The sequence below is a fragment of the Paraburkholderia kururiensis JCM 10599 = LMG 19447 genome (assembly GCF_003986935.1).
Taxonomy (GTDB): Bacteria; Pseudomonadota; Gammaproteobacteria; order Burkholderiales; family Burkholderiaceae; genus Paraburkholderia; species Paraburkholderia kururiensis.
Genome location: NZ_RJZE01000005.1, coordinates 204,358 through 226,925, shown reverse-complemented (window position 1 = coordinate 226,925; position 22,568 = coordinate 204,358). Strand labels below are relative to the sequence as shown.

15 protein-coding genes are annotated in these 22,568 nt (G+C 66.0%); 8 read left to right on the top strand and 7 right to left on the bottom strand.

Annotated elements, in window-relative coordinates; genetic code table 11:
• Positions 1-118: 118 nt before the first annotated feature.
• Entirely contained in the window at positions 119-1,810 is a 1,692-nt protein-coding gene (locus PKKP23_RS07960; RefSeq protein ID WP_126876482.1) for a phospholipase C, read from the bottom strand.
• 351 nt (positions 1,811-2,161) lie between these two features.
• On the opposite strand from PKKP23_RS07960, the gene PKKP23_RS07955 reads away from it, so the two are divergent.
• From PKKP23_RS07955 to PKKP23_RS07945, 3 genes are all read left to right on the top strand, one after another.
• Positions 2,162-3,346, top strand: a complete 1,185-nt coding sequence (locus tag PKKP23_RS07955) for an HPP family protein (protein ID WP_126876481.1) — start codon at positions 2,162-2,164, stop codon at positions 3,344-3,346.
• A gap of 119 nt (positions 3,347-3,465) precedes the next feature.
• Positions 3,466-3,879 (top strand): MarR family winged helix-turn-helix transcriptional regulator, encoded by a 414-nt coding sequence (locus PKKP23_RS07950; protein ID WP_126876480.1) that lies wholly within the window; start codon positions 3,466-3,468, stop codon positions 3,877-3,879.
• 19 nt (positions 3,880-3,898) lie between these two features.
• Positions 3,899-5,716, top strand: a complete 1,818-nt coding sequence (locus PKKP23_RS07945) for a chloride channel protein (RefSeq protein WP_126876479.1) — start codon at positions 3,899-3,901, stop codon at positions 5,714-5,716.
• 21 nt (positions 5,717-5,737) lie between these two features.
• On the opposite strand, the gene PKKP23_RS07940 is transcribed toward PKKP23_RS07945, so the two are convergent.
• Together PKKP23_RS07940 and PKKP23_RS07935 are read right to left on the bottom strand one after the other, a co-directional pair.
• A complete protein-coding gene (locus PKKP23_RS07940) occupies positions 5,738-6,943 on the bottom strand; it encodes a CaiB/BaiF CoA transferase family protein (protein ID WP_033351720.1) in 1,206 nt (401 codons plus the stop codon).
• The gene (locus tag PKKP23_RS07935) at positions 6,940-7,890 is read right to left on the bottom strand and encodes a hydroxymethylglutaryl-CoA lyase (RefSeq protein WP_126876478.1); all 951 of its coding nucleotides are present in this window, start codon (positions 7,888-7,890) and stop codon (positions 6,940-6,942) included. Before PKKP23_RS07935 ends, PKKP23_RS07940 begins: the two co-directional genes overlap by 4 nt.
• Before the next feature lie 292 nt (positions 7,891-8,182).
• On the opposite strand from PKKP23_RS07935, the gene uvrA reads away from it, so the two are divergent.
• The 5 genes from uvrA to PKKP23_RS07910 all read left to right on the top strand — a co-directional run bounded on the left by uvrA (position 8,183) and on the right by PKKP23_RS07910 (position 18,592).
• The gene (uvrA, locus tag PKKP23_RS07930; protein WP_126876477.1) at positions 8,183-14,143 is read left to right on the top strand and encodes an excinuclease ABC subunit UvrA; all 5,961 of its coding nucleotides are present in this window, start codon (positions 8,183-8,185) and stop codon (positions 14,141-14,143) included.
• A 144-nt stretch (positions 14,144-14,287) separates the two neighbouring features.
• Positions 14,288-14,605 carry a hypothetical protein gene (locus PKKP23_RS07925; protein ID WP_017777412.1) on the top strand — a complete coding sequence of 106 codons (318 nt, stop codon included), beginning with the start codon at positions 14,288-14,290 and terminating at the stop codon, positions 14,603-14,605.
• 215 nt (positions 14,606-14,820) lie between these two features.
• Positions 14,821-17,007 carry a TonB-dependent siderophore receptor gene (locus PKKP23_RS07920; protein WP_126876476.1) on the top strand — a complete coding sequence of 729 codons (2,187 nt, stop codon included), beginning with the start codon at positions 14,821-14,823 and terminating at the stop codon, positions 17,005-17,007.
• Positions 17,008-17,329: 322 nt separating this feature from the next.
• A complete protein-coding gene (locus tag PKKP23_RS07915; protein WP_026121970.1) occupies positions 17,330-17,587 on the top strand; it encodes an H-NS histone family protein in 258 nt (85 codons plus the stop codon).
• 195 nt (positions 17,588-17,782) lie between these two features.
• A complete protein-coding gene (locus tag PKKP23_RS07910; protein WP_126876475.1) occupies positions 17,783-18,592 on the top strand; it encodes a class II aldolase/adducin family protein in 810 nt (269 codons plus the stop codon).
• Positions 18,593-18,689: 97 nt separating this feature from the next.
• On the opposite strand, the gene PKKP23_RS07905 is transcribed toward PKKP23_RS07910, so the two are convergent.
• From PKKP23_RS07905 to PKKP23_RS07890, 4 genes are all read right to left on the bottom strand, one after another.
• Positions 18,690-19,103 carry a hypothetical protein gene (locus PKKP23_RS07905; protein WP_026121971.1) on the bottom strand — a complete coding sequence of 138 codons (414 nt, stop codon included), beginning with the start codon at positions 19,101-19,103 and terminating at the stop codon, positions 18,690-18,692.
• A 70-nt stretch (positions 19,104-19,173) separates the two neighbouring features.
• The gene (locus PKKP23_RS07900; protein ID WP_126876474.1) at positions 19,174-21,024 is read right to left on the bottom strand and encodes a S10 family serine carboxypeptidase-like protein; all 1,851 of its coding nucleotides are present in this window, start codon (positions 21,022-21,024) and stop codon (positions 19,174-19,176) included.
• Between the two features lie 430 nt (positions 21,025-21,454).
• On the bottom strand, positions 21,455-22,000 hold the full coding sequence (locus tag PKKP23_RS07895; protein WP_126876570.1) for a GNAT family N-acetyltransferase: 546 nt from the start codon (positions 21,998-22,000) through the stop codon (positions 21,455-21,457).
• A 42-nt stretch (positions 22,001-22,042) separates the two neighbouring features.
• Complete coding sequence (locus tag PKKP23_RS07890) at positions 22,043-22,429, bottom strand: hypothetical protein (protein WP_126876473.1); 387 nt, start codon at positions 22,427-22,429, stop codon at positions 22,043-22,045.
• Between the last annotated feature and the right edge of the window lie 139 nt (positions 22,430-22,568).

Here is a 22,568-nt window from a genome sequence, read left to right as displayed (position 1 = left end):
GGCGCGGGCGTCGACACAAACGTTGATGCAAGCGTTGCTGCCAACCTCGCTTCAAGCAACAAACCGGCCTCGCGGCCGGTTTGTGTTTCAGACGTCAGCAAACGAGACAACGGGCGTATCAGCTTGCCGGCGGCGTGGCGACCACCGTGCCTTGCGTCGGGTCGACAAAGACCGGCGACGTCTTCGGCGTGCCCGTGAAGTCGAACAGGTTCATCATGCTGCCCGCGCTTGCGTCCGCGGAGCCACCACCCAGGCGCTGACCGTTCAACCAGTTGTCTTCGATGAAGCGGACTACCGACGACTGGTTGATCAGCGTGTGGTCGACGAAGTTCGTCTTCGCCCACGGCGAGATGACGAGGAACGGAATGCGCGTGCCAGGGCCGCAGCGGCCGTTCACGGGCTTGCCGTTGACGCCGTTCGGCGCCGTGCCGCTGCCGCACACGCCTGCGCCGTTCAACTGGTCGGCGAGCGGGTGGAACGAAGCGAGCGTCGGCGACGTGTAGGCATGGTCATACCAGCCGTCCGAGTCGTCCCACGTCACGACCACCGCGGTGTTCTTCCAGTCGGGCTGCTGTTGCAGGAAGTTGACGACCTTTGCCGTGAACGCCTGTTCGTCGAGCGGATCCGAGTAGCCCGCGTGGCCGTCCTGGAACGCCGGCGCCTTCACGAAGCTCACGGACGGGAAATTGCCCGCCTTCACCGCGGCGAAGAAGTCGTCCGCGTCGTACTGGTGGTTCGCCGGCTCCGGCGTCTTGCCGTCCGTCTCGAGGCTCGAACCGATGGCGGCGATGCTGCTCGGCCGCGTGTGCTGCGGGTTCGAGGTGGACTTGTAGTACTGGAACCAGTTGTGGTGCGGAATGTAGTCGGCCGTGCTGGCGTTCACGACCGGCGAGAGCGTGCTGCGCTTGCAGCCCGTCGTGCCGTTCGAGTTCGTCTGCGACAGGTCGAAGCCGCCCATGAAGCCGCCCCACGTGATGTTCGCGCTGTTGAGCAGGTCGCCGATGTTCTTGCCCGTCATCATCGCGGCGTTGGTCGTGCTCGAGCACACGTCGAAGCCCGGATCGACGTCGTTGATCATCGTGAAGCCGCCCTGGCCGTCGTCCACGTAGTACGACGACGTGGCCGTGGCGGAGACCGGCCCGGTGTTCGCGGTGACGACCTGCATGCCGTTGGTCTGGCCGGCGATCACGTTGAGCGCGCCCGGCGTGGACGGGCCGTAGCTCGTCGTATAGGCGTTGTCGCTCATCGCGTAGTGCTGGGCGTAGTTCCAGAGGCCCGTCACGGTGTTGCCGTCGTAGTAGCCCATCACCTGGCCCGTGGTGCCGAACGCGCCGGCGCCGCCGCTGGTGCCCTTGCCCGTGAACTTCGGGAAGAGGTCGGCGAGGCCGTTGTCGTAGGCTTCCTGTTCCGCGGTGTAGGCGTGGTTCTGGTCAGCCGTGGCCGCCTGCGTGCGGTCCAGACGGAACGGGTTCGAGGCGCCCGCGCCGTTCGCCGTGTTCGTGAAGTTCGGGTTTGCCGTGAGCAGCGAACCCGAGAGCCCGTTGATCGACGGCGTGCCGGCTGCCGCCGTGAATGCCGGCTCGCCCGTCGGGTTCGAGGCATTCGGGTAAGTCGCGAAGTAGTGATCGAACGAGACGTTCTCGTTGAAGATCACGACGAGGTGCTTGATCGGCGTGGCCGTCGTCAGCGCGTCCTGGTTCGAGACGGTCTGATTGACGTCGTTGCCGCTGCTGCTGCAGGCGGCAAGGGCGAGGGCGGTTGCCCCGGCGGCTGCTGCGGCGCTCAGCGCGCAGGCCTGGCGAAAAGACATTCGATTCTCCCGAGTCGTGGTGGGGTCAGTTGTGTTTGTTCCTTGCAGAACCTTCCAGAATCGCGCCAGATTGAAACACGGCCCTGTGAAAGCCCCGGGGCACTGCACTTTCAAAGAGGCTTCAACCGTCTGACGAAATGGGGACAGCGTTCGGCCGAGGAACGGCGCCGTAGCATGTGCGAGCGCGGATGTCCAACACGAAGACGCGCCAGGATGCGGCAACGGCGCGACATAGCGACGCGATATATCACAACGCGATATAATTCGCGGCCCTGCCGGGTGGCATGAGTGTCCCGCCTTTCGGGTGGCCTCCCGGCGCCATCGCTTCGTTCGTTCTCACTGGTTCAAGCCGTGTCCCGTTCTGTCGTCACCCGCTGGTTCGCCAGCTTTATGCCCGCCACTGTTGCGATCCGTTGGTCCGAACGCGTGCGCTCCGCCGTAGGCGCGCTCGTCGGCATTGCGCTTACGGGCACGGCGATGCGGCTGCTGCTGCCCGCGTCCGACGTCAACGTGCCGCTGCTCGTGGCGCCCATGGGCGCGTCCGCCGTGCTGCTGTTCGGCGTGCCTGCCAGTCCGCTTGCGCAACCGTGGTCGATCATGGGCGGCAACCTTGTGTCGGCCGTGGTGGGGGTGACGTGTGCAACCCTCATCGCCAATCCGGTGTACGCCGCGGCCACGGCGGTCGCACTGGCCATCTGCGCGATGTTCGCGCTGCGCTGCGTGCATCCGCCGTCGGGCGCGGTGGCGCTTACTGCGGTGCTGGGCGGGCCCGCCATTCATGCGCTGGGCTACGGATTCGTGCTTGCGCCTATCGCGACACAGTCGGCCGTGCTGCTCGGCGCGGCGATCGTCTATCACAACCTCACGGGCCACCGCTATCCGCACGCGGCGCCGAAGCAGGACCGCCCCGTGCGCGCACCCGGCGTGCCCGCGCCCGCGCAGACCTTCGCGCGCGCCGATCTGGAGGCCGTGCTGCGCGGCCGCAGCGAACTGCTCGACATCGACACGGGCGACCTCGAAGCGCTGCTGCGCGACGTGCAATTGCAGGCGTGGAGCCGCTCGTTCGACGAACTGACCTGCGCCGACGTGATGTCGCGCGACGTGGTGACGGTATCGTCCGGCACGTCCGCGTGGGCCGCGTTGAAACGGCTCGAGCGATACAACATCAAGGCGCTGCCCGTGGTGGACGAACGCCGTCACGTAGCGGGTATCGTCACGCGCGCGGACCTGGCCCGCGCGAGGCCGCGCAAGTCGACGGGATGGTGGGGCACAGGCATGGCGCTCCGGCCTGGTTTTGGTGGGCGCGCGCCTGCTGCGCAACGCGCCGTCACGGCCGGTTCGCTGATGAGCCGCAGCGTGCACACCGTACACGTGTCCACGCCGATTGCGGACCTCGTGCCCGTGTTCGCCCACTACGGGCACCACCATATTCCCGTGCTGGACAACGAACGCCGGCTGGCCGGCATCATCACGCAGGCGGACCTGATTGCCGGGCTGTATCGGCAGACGTCGCGCGAGCAGCGTCTCGCCGCGTGAATTCCATCTGAGTGCCGTCTCTGACGCTTTGGCGTGGGGCGGTGGTTCCCCTTCACAGGGCCGGGTAAATATATCAAGAAATGATATGTTTACCGTTTAGTCACGGGAAATCGCTGTTAATGAACAAGAAGCTTCCAGCGCTCGCGAAGGCCGATTTCGAGCAGCTTTCGGAATTCCGCTACCAGATGCGCCGGTTCGAACGTTTCTCCGAACAGGCCGCGCAGAGCGAGGGCATTACACCGTTGCAGTATCTGCTGCTGTTGCACATCAAAGGCTTCCCGGGCCGCGAGTGGGCCACCATCGGCGAGCTGGCCGAACGCCTGCAGACGCAGCATCACGGCATGGTCGCGCTCGTGTCGCGCTGCGAAGCGCTCGAACTGGTCGAGCGCAGAACGAGCGAAACGGACCGGCGCCAGGTGGAAGTGCATCTGCTCAAAGCCGGCGAGCGCGTGCTCGCGAAGCTCGCGCAACTGCATCGCGCCGAACTGAAGTCGCTGGAAGGCCAGTTCCGCGTGCCGAACATCGATCTCTAAAACTTGCCTTTCCAGGACCATGAGCACCGCCCTGATCCACACCCACAAGCGTGACTTTTCCGCGAACGCGAGACTGCCGGTGATCTGCGCGATCGCCGCCTGCACCGGCGCGCTCGCCACCCTGGCGGCGTTCGTGCTGCTGAGTCTCATCCATCTGTTCACGAACCTGTTCTTCTTCGGCAGCTTTTCCTTTGCCGATCACTCGCCCGCGCACAACACGCAGGGCCTGTGGGTGGTGCTCGTGCCGACCGTGGGCGGTCTCGTGGTGGGCCTCATGGCGCGCTTCGGGTCCGACAAGATTCGCGGCCACGGCATTCCCGAAGCCATCGAGGCGATCCTGTTCGGCAAGAGCCGTATGTCGCCGAAGGTGGCGGTGTTGAAGCCGCTTTCGTCCGGCATCGTGATCGGCAGCGGCGGGCCGTTCGGCGCGGAAGGTCCGATCATCATGACGGGCGGCGCGCTGGGCTCGCTCATCGCGCAGTGCGTGAAGCTCACGGCTGCGGAGCGCAAGACGCTGCTCGTCGCGGGCGCCTCGGCGGGCATGACGGCCGTGTTCGGCACGCCGCTCGCGGCGGTGCTGCTCGCGGTCGAACTGCTGCTGTTCGAATGGCGGCCGCGCAGCTTCATTCCCGTGGCGCTGGCCTGTGCCGTAGCGGGCTTTGCGCGTGCCGTGTTCTTCGGCACCGGTCCGCTGTTCGCGTTGCAGACCGCACCCGCCGACAGCCAGGCGCTGCTCTGGTGCCTGCTCGCGGGACTGCTTTCGGGCGTGCTGGCGGCGAGCCTTTCGGCCGCGCTCTACAAGATCGAAGACCTGTTCGGCGAGCTGCCCGTGCACTGGATGTGGTGGCCCGCTATCGGCGGCCTCGTGGTGGGCATTGGCGGATTCTTCGAGCCGCGCGCGCTCGGCGTGGGTTATGACGTGATCGGCGACCTGCTTCATCAGCACATTGCGTTGCAGGCCGCCATCGCGATTCTCGTGGTGAAGGCCGTGATCTGGGTGATCGCGCTGGGCTCGGGCACGTCGGGCGGCGTGCTCGCACCGCTTCTGATGCTGGGCGCGGGGCTCGGCGTCGTGCTGGGCCACGTGCTGCCTGGCCACGATGCCGCGCTCTGGCCGCTCGTCTGCATGGCCGCGACGCTGGGCGCCACGCTGGGCGCGCCGCTCACGGCCATCGTGTTCGCGTTCGGGCTGACGCACGACGCCAACGCGCTGCTGCCGCTACTCGCGGCCACGCTCATCGCGCACGGCTTCGCGACCGTCGTCATGCGGCGCTCCATCATGACGGAGAAGATCGCGCGACGCGGCTATCACATCTACCGCGAATACAGCGTGGACCCGCTGGAGCGCCACTACGTCGACGAAGTCATGACGCAGCAGGTCGAGACCATCGACGCGAGCCTGACCGTGGCCGCCACACTCGCGTCGTACTTCGGTCCGATGCAGACGCATCGCGCGTATCCCGTGGTCGAAGAGGACGGCGTGTTCGTCGGCATGGTGGACCGCGCGCTGCTCGACGCATTCGCGGCGGATACCATGAAATACGGCGCCGACGCGCCGTTGCGCGCGGCGTTACGCGACCGTCAACTCGTGACGGCGCTGCGCGAGGAAACGTGCCGGCTCGTGGCCACGCGGCTCGCGGTGCATGGTCTCGAGCGGCTCGCCGTGGTGACGGACCGCGAGTCGCGCAAGCTGGTGGGCATCGTTTCGCGCAGCGACCTCGTCAAGCCGTCGCTCGCGCTCTTCGACGAAGAGCACAAGCGCGAACGCTTTCGCCGCATTGCGCCGGTGGTGGCGCGCCGGCGCCTGGCGCCGCTAGGCGGGGCGCGGCGGCCTTGATGTAGGCGCACGGCCCCCGACTCACGTCGCTTGCTGCGCCCCATTCGCCGTGCCGCTCAGCGCGTCGATCTCTTCATCGCTGTAACCGAGCCCGCGCAGCACGTCATGCGTGTGCTCGCCGACCTTCGCGATAGGCAGGCGCGGCGGCAGGCGTTGACCGTCGAGCGAAAGCGGCAGCAGCGGCATGCGCGTCTCGCCGCCGTCGTCGAGTTGAAGCGGCGCGAGGCCGCCGCTTGCGAGCAGATGCGGGTCGTCGAATAGCTCTTCCGGCTTCGTGATGGCCGCGAACGGCACGTGGTGGCGCTCGAACAACGGCGCCAGTTCTGCCGCTTCGCGCGTGGCGAGCGTGGTCGCAAGTTCGGCAAGTAGCCAGCTGCGCGCGCGAACGCGGTCGTTGTTGCTGGCAAGACGCGCGTCAGCCAGCAGGTCCGGCCGGTCAAGCAGCGCGCACAGCGAGCGCCATTGGGCGTCGCCCGTGGCGGCAATGAACATCTGCTCGCCGTGCGCGAGCGTGAACACGTCGTAGACGGCCCACGCACTGATGCGTTCGGGCATCGGCGAAGGTGCGGCTCCCGTCGCCGCGTATTGCTGCATGTGCTGCGCAGAAAGCAGCACGCAGTTTTCGAAGAGCGCGCTCTGCACTTCCTTGCCGTGGCCCGTGGCGTGGCGTTCGTGCAGCGCGGCCAGCACGCCGATGGCGCCGAACATGCCGCCCATGATGTCGTTGACCGAGCTTCCCGCGCGCAGCGGGCGGCCTGCGGGACCGGTCATGTAGGCGAGGCCCGCCATCATCTGCACGACTTCGTCGAGCGCGAGGCGATGTTCGTACGGGCCCGCGAGAAAGCCCTTGTGCGAGACGTAGATGAGCTTCGGATTGCGCGCCTTGAGCGAGGCGTAGTCGAGCCCGAGACTTGCCATGCGGCCGGGCTTGAAGTTTTCGACGAATACGTCGGCGGTATCCGCGAGCTTGCGCAGCGCGTCGAGACCGGCCTCCGTATCGAGGTCGAGCGTCACGCTCTTCTTGTTGCGATTGAAGGTGCGAAAGAAGCCGGCGCCGGTGCCGATCAGACGCCGCGTACTGTCGCCGCGCGGCGGCTCGACCTTGATGACCTCGGCGCCCAGGTCGCCCAGGATCATGCCGCACGTGGGGCCCATCACCATGTGCGAGAGCTCGACGACGCGGATGCCGGCGAGCGGCATGGGAGGCGATGCGGATGCGGTATTCATGAGGTGGTGCGCGTAACCGATGACGTGCTGCGTTGCGAGTCGAACGTGGCGGGCAGACCCGCCCGCGCGAGGTAGCCATAGAGCGGCTCGCCGGGCAGCGCGTCGGCCAGCACGCTGCGCGAGGCGAGCAGGGCGGGCAGGTGGATGCCCGTGTCGTAACCCATGCTTTCCAGCATGAAAACGAGGTCTTCGGTGTTCACGTTGCCGGTTGCGCCCGGCGCATGCGGACAGCCGCCCAGGCCCGCGAGCGATGCATCGAATTCGCGAATGCCGTGCTGAAGCCCGACGAGCGCGTTGGCGAGCGCAAGGCCGCGCGTGTCATGCAGATGCAGCGCGCGCAGCTTGCTGCCGGCAATGCCGCGCGCAAGCTCGATGATCTCGCCCACCTGGCGCGGCGTGGCCATGCCCGTCGTGTCGGCAAGCGAGAGGACGTCGGCGCCCGCATCGAGCGCGAGCCGCGCGATGCGCGCCACCTCTTCGCGCGGCACGTCGCCTTGCAGCGTGCAGCCGAACACCGTGGACAGCCCGGCCACGAGTTCGGCGCGGCCTTCGCAGAGCCTGCGCATGTCGGCGAAGGCCGCGATCATCTCGTCGGGCGTCTTGCGTACGTTCGCGAGGCTGTGCGCGGCGCTGACCGAAATGGGCACCACGATGCGCTGCACGCCGGCATCGAGCGCCCGTTCGGCGCCCTTCACGTTGGGCACGAGGGCGGTGACCACGAGGTCCGCGTAGCCGAGCGCGTGGGCCACCACGTCGGCGGCGTCGGCCAGTTGCGGCAGCAGCTTCGGCGGCACGAACGACGTGACTTCCATGTGCCGCACGCCGGCGGCATAGGCGGCGTCGATCCAGCGTTTCTTGGCGTCGGTGGGCATGATGCGCGCAATGCTTTGCAGGCCGTCGCGCAGGCCCACCTCCATGACGATGACACGCTCGGCGCGTGAGTCCATCGGGATGCTCCGTGTGGGTGAAAAGGGGGGGAAGCTGGCGGCGGGCCGCCAGACGAGCGACGCGAGCGCTGAATCTATCACGCGAACCCACGCGCGCCCAGGCGGGATTTCACCGTCGCCGCCCGCCGCAGCCACGCCTGGCGCGGCGTTGCATGTGCTGTATAAACATACAGTAGAATTTAACACCTACGCCGCGGACGGCGTTCCGGGTCTCACGCATGGCGCGCCCCAGCGCATATGCCCCGGCCGCCGTCCCGGTCCCACATTTTGACCAGCCGGAATATCTGCCCAAGTGAGCGATAACCGAACCATCCGCATTCGCGGCGCCCGCCAGCACAATCTCAAGAACCTCGACCTCGACCTGCGCACGGGCGAGATGACGGTCGTGACCGGTCCTTCGGGATCGGGCAAGTCGAGCCTCGTCTTCGACACGCTCTACGCCGAAGGCCAGCGCCGCTACGTCGAGACCTTCAGCGCCTACGCCCGCCAGTTTCTGGACCGCATGGACCGCCCGCAGGTGGACCGCGTGGACGGCGTGCCGCCCGCCATCGCCATCGACCAGACCAATCCGGTGCGCAGCTCGCGCTCCACGGTCGGCACGATGACGGAACTCAACGACCACCTGAAACTGCTCTACGCACGTGCGGCGAGCCTGTTCGATCGCGAGACGGCGCTGCCGGTGCGCCACGACACGCCCGAAACGATCTACGCCGAACTGCGCGCGCGCACCGCGACGGACGACCCGCGCCTCGTCGTGACGTTCCCCGTCGAGTTGCCCGACTCGGCTACCGAAGAGGAAGTCGCGCAGTGGCTCTCCGCGAGCGGCTACACGCGCGTGCAGGCGCAGCGCGAGGTCGTGACGGCGGCGGGCAAGCGCAAGCTGCTCGACGTGGTGGCCGACCGCTTTCGCCTGCAGAACGCGGAGAAGAGCCGTGTGATCGAGGCCATCGAGGCGTCACTCAAGCGCGGCGCGGGCCGCGTGAACGTCTATGTCGTGCGTGAAGGCGAGGCGGCCGTAACCGCGGGCGAGGCGCAGCCGCCCGAAATCTGGCGCTTCTCCACGGGCCTGCATTGCCCCGAAAGCGATCTGCGCTACGCGGACCCGCAGCCCGCGCTGTTCTCGTTCAACTCGGCCTATGGCGCCTGCGAGACGTGCCGCGGCTTTGGCCGCGTGATCGGCGTCGATTGGGGCCTCGTGATTCCCGACGAGCGCAAGACGCTGCGCGGCGGCGCCATCAAGCCGCTGCAAACGCCCGCCTGGAAGGAATGCCAGGACGACCTCATGCGCTACGCCGCGAAGGCCGGCATTCGCCGCGACGTGGCGTGGTCGCAGCTCACGCAGGCCGAGCGCGACTGGGTGATCGAAGGCTCGCCCGAGTGGACCGGCAAGTGGCAGACGCAGTGGTACGGCGTGAAGCGTTTCTTCGGCTACCTCGAGTCGAAGGCGTACAAGATGCACATCCGCGTGCTGCTCTCGAAGTACCGCAGCTACACGCCCTGCGAGGTGTGCGGCGGCGCGCGGCTCAAGACCGAGTCGCTGCAATGGCGCCTTGGCAGCAAGCCGAACGCCGACGCCGTGCTGGACCCGCACGCGCGCTTCCTGCCGCACGGCGTGAAGTGGCAGCGCGCGCAGCTCGAAGCGCTGCCGGGGCTCACGGTGCACGACCTGATGCTCTTGCCTATCGAGCGCATCCGGCGTTTCTTCGACGACCTCACGCTGCCTTCGGCGCTGCTCGACGACGCGCTCAAACTGCTGCTCGCCGAAGTGCGCACGCGGCTCAAATATCTGTGCGACGTGGGGCTCGGCTACCTCACGCTCGACCGCCAGAGCCGCACGCTCTCGGGCGGCGAGGTGCAGCGCATCAACCTCACCACGGCGCTCGGCACGTCGCTCACGAAGACGCTGTTCGTCCTCGACGAGCCCAGCATCGGGCTGCATCCGCGCGACCTCAACCGCATCGTGGAGGCCATGCACCGGCTGCGCGACGCGGGCAACACGCTCGTGGTGGTGGAGCACGACCCTTCCGTGATGCTCGCGGCGGACCGCCTGATCGACATGGGCCCGGGGCCCGGCGAACGCGGCGGCACGATCATCTACGACGGCACGCCCGACGACATCCGCGAGGCGGGCACGCTCACGGGCGACTACCTGGGCGGCCGCCGGCACGTGGCCGACGCCTCGCGCTGGGCGCGCCGGCCGGTTGAAAGCACCACGCCGCGCCTCGTGCTGGAAGGCGCGAGCGAGCACAACCTGCGTGACGTGACGGTGGCGTTGCCGTTGCAGCGCCTTGTCTGCGTGACGGGCGTGTCGGGCTCGGGCAAATCGACGCTCGTGCAGGACGTGCTGTACCCGGCGCTCGCGCGCCATCTCGGCAAGGCGACCGAATCGCCGGGCGCCTATCGCGCGTTGAAGGGCGTGGACGCGATCAGCGACGCCGTGTTCGTCGATCAGTCGCCCATCGGCAAGACGGCGCGCTCGAACCCCGCCAGCTACGTGGGCGCGTTCGACGAAATCCGCAAGCTGTTCGCGAAGGCGCCGCTCGCGCTGGAGCGCGGCTACGGCGCGGGCACGTTCAGCTTCAACTCGGGCGAGGGCCGCTGCCCGACGTGCGGCGGCTCGGGCTTCGAGCACGTCGAGATGCAGTTCCTGAGCGACGTGTATCTGCGCTGCCCCGACTGCGACGGCAGCCGCTACCGCGCCGAGATTCTCGAAGTGAAGATCGCGCGCGGCGACCGTGCGCTTTCCATTGCCGACGTGCTCGACCTCACGGTGAGCGAGGCCACGCAGCTTTTCGCCGCCGACGCCGAAGTGCTGCGCGTGTTGCAGCCCATCGTCGATGTCGGCCTCGAATACGTGAAGCTCGGTCAGCCCGTGCCCACGCTTTCGGGCGGGGAGGCGCAGCGGCTCAAGCTTGCGGGCTTCCTCGCCGAAACGGCGCCCACGCGCGGCGGTCAGACCTCCGGCGAAGGTCGTCTCTTCATGTTCGACGAACCCACCACGGGCCTGCACTTCGACGACATCGCGAAGCTCATGCAGGCGTTCGGCAAGCTGCTGGCGCGCGGCCATTCGCTCGTCGTGATCGAGCACAACCTGGACGTGATCCGCGCGGCGGACTGGATCGTCGACCTGGGCCCCGAAGGCGGCGACGCGGGCGGCGAACTGGTGTGCGCGGGCACGCCCGAAGACGTGAAGGCCTGCGCGCGCTCGCATACGGGCCTCGCGCTGCTGCAATACGACGAGGCGCTCGGCACGCTGGAAGCGCGCGAGCAGGGCGTGCCGCTGCAGCGGTCGCTGAAGGCGGCGCGCGCACGCCGTGCCGTGGAAGGCGAAGACGTGGTGCGCATCGTCAATGCACGCGAGCACAACCTGAAGTCGCTCGACGTGGACATTCCGCACGGCCGTTTCAACGTGATTACGGGCGTGTCGGGTTCGGGCAAATCGACGCTCGCGTTCGACATCCTCTTTCACGAAGGGCAGCGCCGCTACCTCGAATCGCTGAACGCTTACGCGCGCTCCATCGTGCAGCCGGCGGGCCGTCCCGAAGTGGATGCGGTCTACGGCATTCCGCCCACGGTCGCGATCGAACAGCGGCTCTCGCGCGGCGGACGCAAGAGCACCGTGGCCACCACTTCCGAGGTGTGGCACTTCCTGCGGTTGCTGTACGTGAAGCTCGGCGTGCAGCACTGCGTCCACGACGGCACGCCCGTGACGGCGCAGAGCGTGGATTCGATTGCCGCGCAGTTGATGCGCGACCATCGCGGCCAGCACGTGGGGCTGCTCGCGCCGCTCGTGGTGAACCGCAAGGGCGTGTATACGGACCTCGCGAAGTGGGCGAAGGCGCGCGGCAACAGCCATCTGCGCGTGGACGGCGAGTTCGTGCCGGTGGACCCGTGGCCGAAGCTCGACCGCTTTCGCGAGCACACCATCGAGCTGCCTGTCGCGGACCTCGTGATCGCGCCCGAACGCGAAGCCGACCTGCGACGCGCGCTGGATGCGGCGCTGGAAGCGGGCAAGGGCGTCGTGCATCTGCTTGCGCCGCTCGACGGGCTGGACCGCGCGATGGGCAACGGCAAGCCGACGGCGCGCATCGGCACCGTGAAGGTGCTCTCCACGAAGCGCGCCTGCCCGGTGTGCGGCACGAGCTATCCCGAACTCGATCCGCGCATGTTCTCGTACAACAGCAAGCACGGCTGGTGCACGTCGTGCGTGGGCACGGGCCTTTCGCTCACGCGTGAACAGCGCGCGGCCTACGACGACACGATCACCGCCGACGACGGCCGCGGCCGCGAACAGACGCTGCCTTCCGAGGAACTGGAGCCCGAAGGCGTGGGCGAGGAGCCGTGCCCCGACTGCGGTGGCACGCGCCTCAACACGGTGGCGCGTGCGGTGACCTTCGACGCGCACGCCATCGTGGACGTCGCGCAATGGACGGTGGCCGACACGCGCCGCTGGGTCGACACGCTGGAACTCTCGGGACGCGACGCGGAGATCGCGCGCGACGTGATCAGCGAAATCCGCAGCCGCCTGCAGTTCCTGGAGGAAGTGGGGCTCGGCTATCTGAGCCTCGACCGCGCGGCGCCCAGCCTTTCGGGCGGCGAAGCGCAGCGCATCCGGCTTGCGGCGCAACTGGGCAGCAACCTGCAAGGCGTGTGCTACGTCCTCGACGAACCCACCATCGGCCTGCATCCGCGCGACAACCAGATTCTGCTCGACGCGCTGCGCAGCCTGGGCGAGAAGGGCAACACGCTCGTCGTGGTGGAGCACGACGAGGACACGATTCGCCGCGCGGATCACATCATCGACATCGGGCCCGGTGCGGGCAAACGCGGTGGGCGCGTGATCGCGCAGGGCGGCGTGGCGGATCTCGCCGCGCATCCCGAATCGCTGACGGGGCAGTTCCTGGCGCGGCCGATGGTGCATCCGTTGCAGGCGCGGCGGCCGGTGGCGGTGCCCGGGGCAAAAGCAAAGGCGCGGCAGGCAAAGGCGCAGCAGGCAACGGCGAACGTGAACGGAAGCGCGAACGGCGCAGAGATGCCGCCGTTGAACTGGCTCACCGTGCACGGCGCAAAGCTGCACAACCTGCGCGACGTGACGGTGCCGATTCCGCTGGCGCGGCTCGTGGCGATTACGGGCGTGAGCGGTTCGGGCAAATCGACGCTCGCGCGCGACGTGCTGATGGCCAACATGCTCGACGCGGTGGGGCGCTCGGTGCTCTCGTCGCCTGCGGAACGGCGGGCGCGCAAGGCCGCGCAGGGCGGTGCACGCGCGGCGAACGACAAGGCCGCGATGGCCGCAAGGCGCTCCAGCGTGCTCGCGCGGTCGGCGGTTCGGCCGAAGGTGGATGTCGCACACGCCTGGCAAGGGTGCGATTCGATCTCAGGCTGGGAAAGCATCGACCGCGTACTGGAAGTGGACCAGACGCCCATTGGCAAGACACCGCGCTCGTGTCCGGCCACGTATATCGGCGTGTGGGACGCGATTCGCCGGCTGTTCGCGGAAACGCTCGAAGCGCGTGCGCGCGGCTACACGGCCTCGCGCTTCTCGTTCAACACCGGCGACGGACGTTGCCCGGCCTGCGAAGGCCAGGGCGTGCGCACCATCGGCATGAGCTTCCTGCCCGACGTGAAAGTGCCCTGCGACGTATGCCACGGCCAGCGCTTCAACCCCGAAACGCTCGCCGTGAGCTGGCGCGGACGCAACATCGGCGAAGTGCTCACGATGGAGATCGACGAGGCGGTCGAGTTCTTCTCGGCAGTCACGAACATCGCGCATCCGCTGCAGCTGATGAAGGACGTGGGGCTCGGCTACCTGACGCTCGGCCAGCCGTCGCCGACGCTTTCGGGCGGGGAGGCGCAGCGCATCAAGCTCGTCACCGAACTTTCGAAGGTACGCGACGACGTCACACGGCGCGGGCAGAAGGCGCCGCACACGCTCTACGTGCTCGACGAACCGACGGTGGGGCTGCACATGGCCGACGTCGCGAAGCTGATCCGCGTGCTGCACCGGCTCGTGGACGGCGGGCACAGCGTCGTCGTGATCGAGCACGACCTCGACGTGATCGCGGAAGCCGACTGGATCATCGACCTCGGTCCGGAAGGCGGCGTGGGCGGCGGCGCCATTGTGGCCGCTGCAGACCCCGAAGGGCTCGTGCGCGTGGCCGGCAGTCACACGGGCGTGGCGCTGCGGCCGGTGCTGGCGCGGGGCGAGGGCGTGCCGGCGAGAGCGGCGAGAGCGGCGGGCGGCGAAGCGTGAGGCGGATCGCGGTGCCTTGAACGATTTGGACGCTTCGTACGCCCCGGACGCCGGGCATTATTCGGTGCCGGGGCGGTTTGATGAATCGACACGTGCCGTGGAAAAATCGCGCGAAGACGTACGCAAGAACTCGAGGACCGCCCCATGACCCTCCGCAAACGCTATGTGCTGGCCTTCTGGCTCATTGCCCTGTTCACCGCGTCGCCGTTCATCTCGGTCTTCATTGCCGGCGCCGTGGCGACTGCGAACGGATGCCGGCTGGACGAGGCGGGCTTTTACCCCTGCGTGATCCTGGGTCACGACTTCGGCGAGTTGCTGGGGTCCATGGGCGTGCTGGGCTGGATGGGCCTCATGACGCTGCCGATCGGCAGTTTTCTGATGTTCTTGCTCGGCGTTGCCGCGCTCGTTCATTTCTTCCGGGACAGGCGCAAAGCGGCTTCGAAGGCGTCGCCGGACGCTTGAGGCCTGACGCTTGAGGCTTGATGCCCCGCGCTGCGGGCCGCAAACGCCTCACGTCCACGCAACGAAGGCTTTCGTTCAACTCAGAGACAGCTTCCCGAAAATAAATTATTGAGAATCATTCTCGATAACGGTACTATCCCCGTCTTCCAGAAAACTTACAAATGGATTCGGGGTACCGGATGGAAAGCAGCAAGCGGCGCACGAGGCGCCGAGGATTGGCATGCGCGGCATCGCTCGTGGTCGCGCAGGGATGGGCGGCAACGGCCGTGCGCGCGGACGCGGTGACGGGGAGCGCCGTAACAGGCGCAGTGAGCGACGCCCAAACGGAAACCAGGACGCCCCAAGCCGACGCCACGCCGTCATTACCGGCCGTAAAAGTCAGCGCATCGAAGCCGCTCGACGAAACGGGCTACCAGCCGCGGCGCGCCACGGTGGCCACGCGAACCGACACGCCGCTCATCGATGTGCCCCAAGCGGTCAACGTCGTCACCCAGCAGCAGATCGAAGACCGCGCACCCGACAGTCTCGCCGACGCCCTCGCCACCGTGCCCGGCGTGCGCATGGGCAATACGCTTGGCGGCACGCTCGATGCCATCGTGAAACGCGGCTTCGGCGACAACCGCGACAACTCCATCCTGCGCGACGGCATGCAGTCCGTGCAGCCGCGCAACTTCACGCCCACCACGGAGCGCATCGAAGTGCTGAAAGGCCCGGCGTCGATGCTCTACGGCATTCAGGACCCGGGCGGCATCATCAACGTCGTGACGAAGAAGCCGCAACTCGAAGCACAGAATTCGGTGTCGGGCTTCGCGAGTTCGTACGGCGGAGGCGGCGCGCAGATCGACCTGACCGGGCCTGTCGGCACGTCGGGCCTCGCGTATCGGCTGATTGCCGATCATCAGCGCGTCGATTACTGGCGCAACTTCGGGCAGACGCGCCAGGAGACCATCGCGCCGTCGCTCGCCTGGTACGGGCGCGATACGACAGTGCTGCTGCAATACGAGCACATGAATTACTCCGTGCCGTTCGACCGCGGCACGCTGATCGACACGCGCACGGGCAATCCCGTGGCGATTCCCGCCGACGAACGGCTCGACGAGCGCTACAACGTCTCGACTGGCCGCTCCGATGCGGTCAACCTGCGCGTCGATCACAAGCTGAGCCCGAACTGGACCGTGCATGCGGGCTACGGCTACAACCGCACCTACTACAACGACTGGCAGGCGCGCGTGCTCTCGGCGAACTTCAATACGGGCGTGCTCACGCGCCGCGTGGACAGCACGCAGAACGGCGTGCAGGACGTGCACAACCTCACGTTGAACCTGGAAGGCAAGGTGCAGATTTTCGGGCTGCAGCACGACGTGCTCGCGGGCGTCGATTACATGCGCAACTATCGCGTGCTGGGCGACCTTTATCGCGGCAAGAACAGCTCCAGCTTCAACCTGTATGCGCCGGTGTACGGCCTGCTTTCGCAGACCAGTACGCTCTCGAAGGCCGACAGCGACCAGACCGACAAGCTCATTTCGCGCGGCGCGTTCGTGCAGGACGCGGTGCATCTGGGCGACCGCTGGATCGTGATGGGCGGGCTGCGTTACGAGTCGTTCGGCGAACTCACGGGCAAGGGACGGCCCTTCGTGACCGGCGCCAACGTGCATGCCGACAAGGTGGTGCCGCGCGCGGGCGTGGTCTACAAGATCGATCCGGCGTGGTCGGTCTATGCGAGCTATAGCCAGTCGTTCCGGCCGAATACGTCGATTGCGCAGCCTATCGGCGATCTGCCGCCCGAAGAAGCGAACGCGTGGGAAGCGGGCTCGAAGCTGGTGACCGATCGGATCACGGCGTCGGTCGCGCTGTTCGACATCCACAAGCGCAACATCCAGACCACGGAAACCATCAACGGCGTGAACTACACGCGCAATGCGGGGCGTGCGCGCTCGCGCGGGCTCGAACTCGAGGCGAACGGCAAGCTCAGCAGCACGTGGAGCGTGATCGGCAGCTATACCTACACCGAAGCGCGTTATGCCGACGACCCGAAGCTCGCCGGCAATCCGCTGCCCAATGCGCCGAAGCACGCGGGTGCGCTGTACCTCACGCACGATTTCGGCAACGTCGGCGAGGCGCCCGTGAGCGGCCGCGTACGCGCCGGCGTGGGCGGTCGCGTGTTCAGCAGCCTGCCGGTGGGCGACGGCACGGGCAAGGTGTACCACCTGCCGTGGGGACACGTGGTGGATGCGTTCGTGGCGTGGGATTCGCGCATTTATGGCCGCTCCATTGCGTGGCAGTTGAACGCGAAAAACCTCTTCAACTCGACGTACTACACGTCGAGCTGCTGCACGGGGCTGCCGTTCGTCACGATTGGCGAGAGCCGCGAGTTTCTGCTCTCCGCACGGCTCGATTTCTGATGCCGTGAGAGCCTTGCCCGGCGGGGCTTGCGCACGACCCTGGGCCTCGCGACAACCCCTTGATCAGCGGGCCTGGCGCAGGGTATGATGGGCGCCGTTTGCGGTATCTGGCACAGCGCAAGGTATTGATTTGCGGGCGGAGCGGCCCATCCAGTCCATCTCCGGAACGCACACCGCGGGTTCGAATCGAACGCGGTCTCGCCCCCGCCCTCGTCAAAACAAACAGTAAGGCTTCGCTGGCATCAGCGAAGCCTTTGTCCTATTCAGTATTCAAAACCCTTTTGAGACGTGCATTTTCCGACACGGAAAAATGCGGCACGTCGTGACGGAGCGAGAGGACTTACGAATGTTCGACCTCGACGGAGAGGCGCGCGAACGGCTGATCGTGTGGATTCGACGCCGTATGGATGAATTCGGGATTACGCTGGAAGACCTTGAAGCCTCCATAGCGGCCGATGCGCAAAAGTCCCCCATGTACCGCGATGCATATGGCAACACCTGGGACGGCCAGGGCGAGCGGCCCGAATGGCTGACCCGGGCGGTCAATGCGGGCCAGAACATGGAGCATTTCCGCTGCTGAAGCGGTAAAGCGCATTGCCGTGTTTTCGCGAATAGGTGATGCGCGTTATTCCAGCCGCCGTTATTTTCGTATCAGGACCGCCGCTCAATTCCGCTGAATCCCGGCAATAAAAAGTATTTGGCAGACGGATATTGCGCGGCGGGATTTTGCACCACGGCACGCGCGTGCTGTTCAGTCGATTCAGGAGCTTTCCGCATGGCGGCCACCCCGAATTCATCGGCATCCACGACCGCAGCGGCTGCGGCTTCCTCGCGTTACAGCGACGACGAATGGGCCACCCGCTGCGATCTCGCCGCGCTTTATCGGCTCGTTGCGCATTTCCGCATGACGGACCTGATCGACACGCATATCACCGCACGCGTGCCGGGTCCCGAGCACCATTTCCTGATCAATCGCTACGGCGTGTTGTTCGATGAGATGCGTGCTTCCGATCTCGTGAAGATCGACCGCGACGGACGCGTCGTCGAGCCCTCCGTATCCGACGACCCCGCACGCTACCGCGTGAACGCCGCGGGCTTCACGATTCACTCCGCGGTGCATATGGCGCGTCCCGACCTGCGCTTTGTCGTGCACACGCATACGGCGGCGGGGTCGGCGGTGTCGGCGCAAAAGCACGGACTCCTGCCGATCAGCCAGCACGCGCTGAAGTTTTACGGTCACCTCGCGTATCACGACTACGAAGGCATTGCGCTCGATCTCGGCGAGCGCGAGCGGCTGATTGCCGATCTGGGATCATGCAACGCGATGATCCTGCGCAATCATGGCTTGCTGGCGGGGGGCGCGTCGGCGGCGGCTGCCTTTCAGGAGATCTACTTCCTCGAGCGCGCTTGCCAGATTCAGGTGCAGGCGCTGGCGGGCGGTGCGGAACTCTCGATGCCTTCCGAGGCGGTCTGCAAGCTCACGGCCAGTCAATTCCAGCGGGACGAAGCCGAAGGCATCGTGCAACTCGCATGGGAAGCCGCGTTGCGGCTCATCGACAACACGCTTTCCGACTATCGCAGCTAGCGCGGGCTGCGTCGTCCGTTCAACGGCTGCCTTCGACTCGTGCAGCCGTTGAACGGAACATCACATAACCCGCACAGTACTCACGACCTGCACGACATCACTGACGCTTCTGCTGCAACTGTGCCTGTTGCTGTTGCAGATACTGCCGGACGTCGCTCATCGACACGCGTCCCGTATGCGACGTATCGATCTGGTCGAAGTGCTTGGCGATATACCCGAGCCCGCTCGTCTGGGCCTGCGCCTTGGTGATGGCGGCGCCGTTGCTCAGCACCGTATTGGCGCCGAGGCGTGCTTCGATGCGTTGCTGGGCCTGCTGCTGGAGCTGGGTTCCGGTGGACGGCACCACAGGCACGGGGCGGTTGGTCGGGAAGAACGGACCATCCACGCCGTGGCCGCCTTTGGGCAGCGTGACGGGCGCGACGGACTGAAGATCGGACGCCTGAACGTTGCCGACCACGGCGCCGAGCACGATTAGCGGCAGAACGCGCCGCAGCATATCGATTGGAGACATGATCACTCGCAATAGAAGGGCATGATGGGGCGGGCGCCCGCGCGAACGGATGCCCGCGTTTCTCCTTAGCTTACTGCGCGGCCGCGGTCTGCGCTGCGGCGGCCGTGGGTGTGCCGGCCGGGCTCTCGTCGGGCCACGGCGCCGGCAGCGTCCACAGCGAGAGTGCGAGCGGAATCGGCTGGCCGCGGTAGTAGTCCACGAGGTCGGTCTTCATCTGCGGACGGGCCACGTCATCCAGATAAATCATGTGGCCGCCCTGGAAGAAGTTCACCTGCAGGTTCGGATTCATGCCCGGCACCGTTTGCAACCGCGCGAGCTGCTTTTCCGTATTGAAGAACGGCGTGGCGAGATCGTGATAGCCGTTCTCCGCGAGTACCTTCAACTGCGGGTTGAGCGTGATGGCGCCGAGCAGATCGGGCAGCGTGTCCGGCAACGGCTGGCCGTCATGCGAGAAGTCCCACACCTGGATGATGGCGTCGTTGAGCGGCATGTATGTCGCGTTCGGCGCGCGGTAGCCCAGGTAGTTCGGCATCTGCGTCTGCAGTGCGGTGGTGAACGGCTGCGAGATCAGGATGTCCGACGGATCCGAATCGTTCTGCAGACGCGGGTCCGAATTGGGCAGCGAAACGCGTCCGTCGTAGCGGCCAATCGTCGTGCCGGGCAGCAGCGCCGTATTGAACGGATTCACGTTGAAGTAACCCTGCAGCGCCTGCAAGGTCAGGCTCGACGGCCAGCGCCACGATTCCAGCGTGCGCGTGGCCGGAAACACCGGCGTGCCGAGCGCGTCCGGAATGCCGAGCTGGCTCAGTACCCACGACTGCGCGTACTTCTTGAAGTGGTTGTACTGGCCCGTCGCGAATATTTCGGATTGCAGCGCATAGAGACCCATGTCGAGCGGCGGTGGCGAGACCTGATTGAAATAGGCCGCCACGGCTGCATAGCCGGGGTAATAGCCCGCGAGCGTATCGGTATCCAGCATCAAGCCTTCCGTGGATGCCGTGATCGCGGTGGCCTCGATGGCGTCGGCGAAGTAGTTGAGGATGGACGACTGCAGCACGATGCCCGTAAGGTGCACGCCCGAGGACTCGAGTGCGAGCGCGAGCATGTCGGTGCGCGGCGTGCCATACGATTCGCCGTACAGATAAATGGGCGAGCTGCTGCGGTTGTTCACTGTCAGATAGCGCGTGATGAAATCGCGCATCACGTTCACGTCGGGATCGCAGCCCCAGAATTTCTGGTTCGTGTTCGGCAGGATCGCTTCGGAAAGACCGGTGCCCGGAGGATCGATGAACACCATGTCCGTGGTGTCGATCAGGCTCTCGCTGTTGTTGACGAGCGGATAGTTGGGCCAGTTGGTGAGCAGCGGGTCAGGCGTGGCGACGCGCGTGGGCGCGAACGAGCCCAGCCGCAGCCAGATGGACGACGAACCGGGACCGCCGTTATAGAAGAACGTGACGGGCCGTGGCGAGCCGTCCGCGTTCGGGGCCGTATAGGCGACGTACGACATGGTCGCTTCGGGGTTGCCGTTCGCATCCAGAGCCGTCAGATGGCCGGTGGTCGTCGTGTAGTTGACGGTGCTCTGGCCCGACGTCCACTGGTAATGCATGACGGCCGCGCGTTCCTTCACCTGCGAAAGCGGCAGACCGTCATTGGCATTGAGCGAGTAGGCCACCGGGTCGGTGTAGGGCTGATTGGCTTGATTGGCCGCAGGCGTTTGTGCGGCGGCCTGATTTGCGGCCACCTGGCGCATGGCGCTTGCCGCAGACGATCCCGAGCCGCTATCGCCGCCGCCGCAACCCGCAAGAATCAGTACGCTCGTGAGCAATGCGCCCGGCACTGCGAGCCAGCGCCCACGGCGCGCGCGGCCGGCGCGGGCCGGCGCAATGGCGCGGCTGCCGCTGGAACTACGGTCTGGTTTCATTTCTGTCCCTGTGACTGGTGAGATACCACTACACAAGACCGCGGTCGCCGGTTGGGCACATGAGAAACAGACAGCGCGTGCAGAACCCGCCGGCACCTGCGGCTGACGTTCGACTTTCACAACTGCCTTGAGCTTGAACTGACCGATATGAATAAGAGTACTAACTACATGCCGTGAGGCATGGTCAGTAACTCCTACTGTTTTGAGGCTTTCGCCGCCTTGAGAAAGATTTGGTAAGGACGAGCGACAAGGGAAAAATAGGAGGGGTCACATGACCTTGTCAAGCGGCGCCCATGTGTGCGCAGTCGGTGCGACGGGCCTGTAGTTCGGTTTCTTGTACGTGGCTTCGCGGCGGACAGTCGGGGTGTGGCAGTGGGCTCGTGGTTGGTGCGCAGACGAAAGCGATGCCGCGTGGAACGCGGCGCTCGCGTCAAGCTTGCGGATCGGTGTGCGCAATGGACTGCGGTGGTATGCGATACACGACAGCGCGATATTTAGGCTCGATTCGCTGTTCGACCACGACGCCACCGAGCCCTTCGGCAATCCGGCGACTTGCGCGATTTTCCTCTGCTACGGGATACGTGAAGCCTCGTTGTATGCCGAGAATGCACGTTGCCCATCGAGCCACCTGGCTCACGGCTTCACGGCCGAAACCTTCGCGGTGGCGATCTTCGCGAATCCAGATGCCCAGTTCCGGGTGTTCGCTGTGCAGCCGGTGCAATCCCGTCAAGCCAAGAAACGCTGCACTTTCGCGTTCCCGTATCGCGAAGACAAACTCCGATCCTTCTGCGGCAGCCAGCTGCCATTGCTGCCAGATGCGATTGAAGGCTTCTTTGTTGGCGGGCGGATCCCACGCCATGAACCGGGTGAGGGTAGGCGTAATGCACCTGAACGCGGCGTTTGCGTCGTCGGCGGAGAACGGTTTGATTGAAAGCCGTGCCGATGCAATCTCGATTTCGCTTAGCCGTGGCGCCATTCGCTGTTGTTTATTCGGGTTGTCGTCCATGCGTTCTCGCCATCAAGACGAAATAGCCTTGCCGACGTGCGCGTCGAAGTGGTTTCTATACCAGTCGATCATGCCGCGCATGAACGTTTCGGCGGGCGGCGACTTGCCTGCGCCGACCAGTTCCGCGCATGCCGCCGCGACGGCCACCAGAATGCGCGACGTCTCGGGCACATACGGCAGATCGAGGCCGTGGTCGTGTCGCTCGCGAATGATTTCGTAGCGGGCGTTTTCCGCCAGCGTCCACGCGCTGACGAGGAAGTCCTGTCCGCTGGCGCGCTGTCCGCCCACTTCGATGGTGATGCCTCGGTGTTGTTCGGCGTAACCCGCCTGTTCGAGTTTCTCGCAGCTGTCGATGGCGGTTTTGATGACTTCGCGAATCAGATTCCAGTTCGTTTCCATGCGGGGGCTCCGGGATATGCCGCTTGCATTCGCTGGGTATGTGGTGAAGGGCGCGATGGCACGAACGGCTGCGCAACAGTATCAACGACAAAATCGCACGACCACAATGCATGCAAGTGGTGCATCGGAATCCGAAATC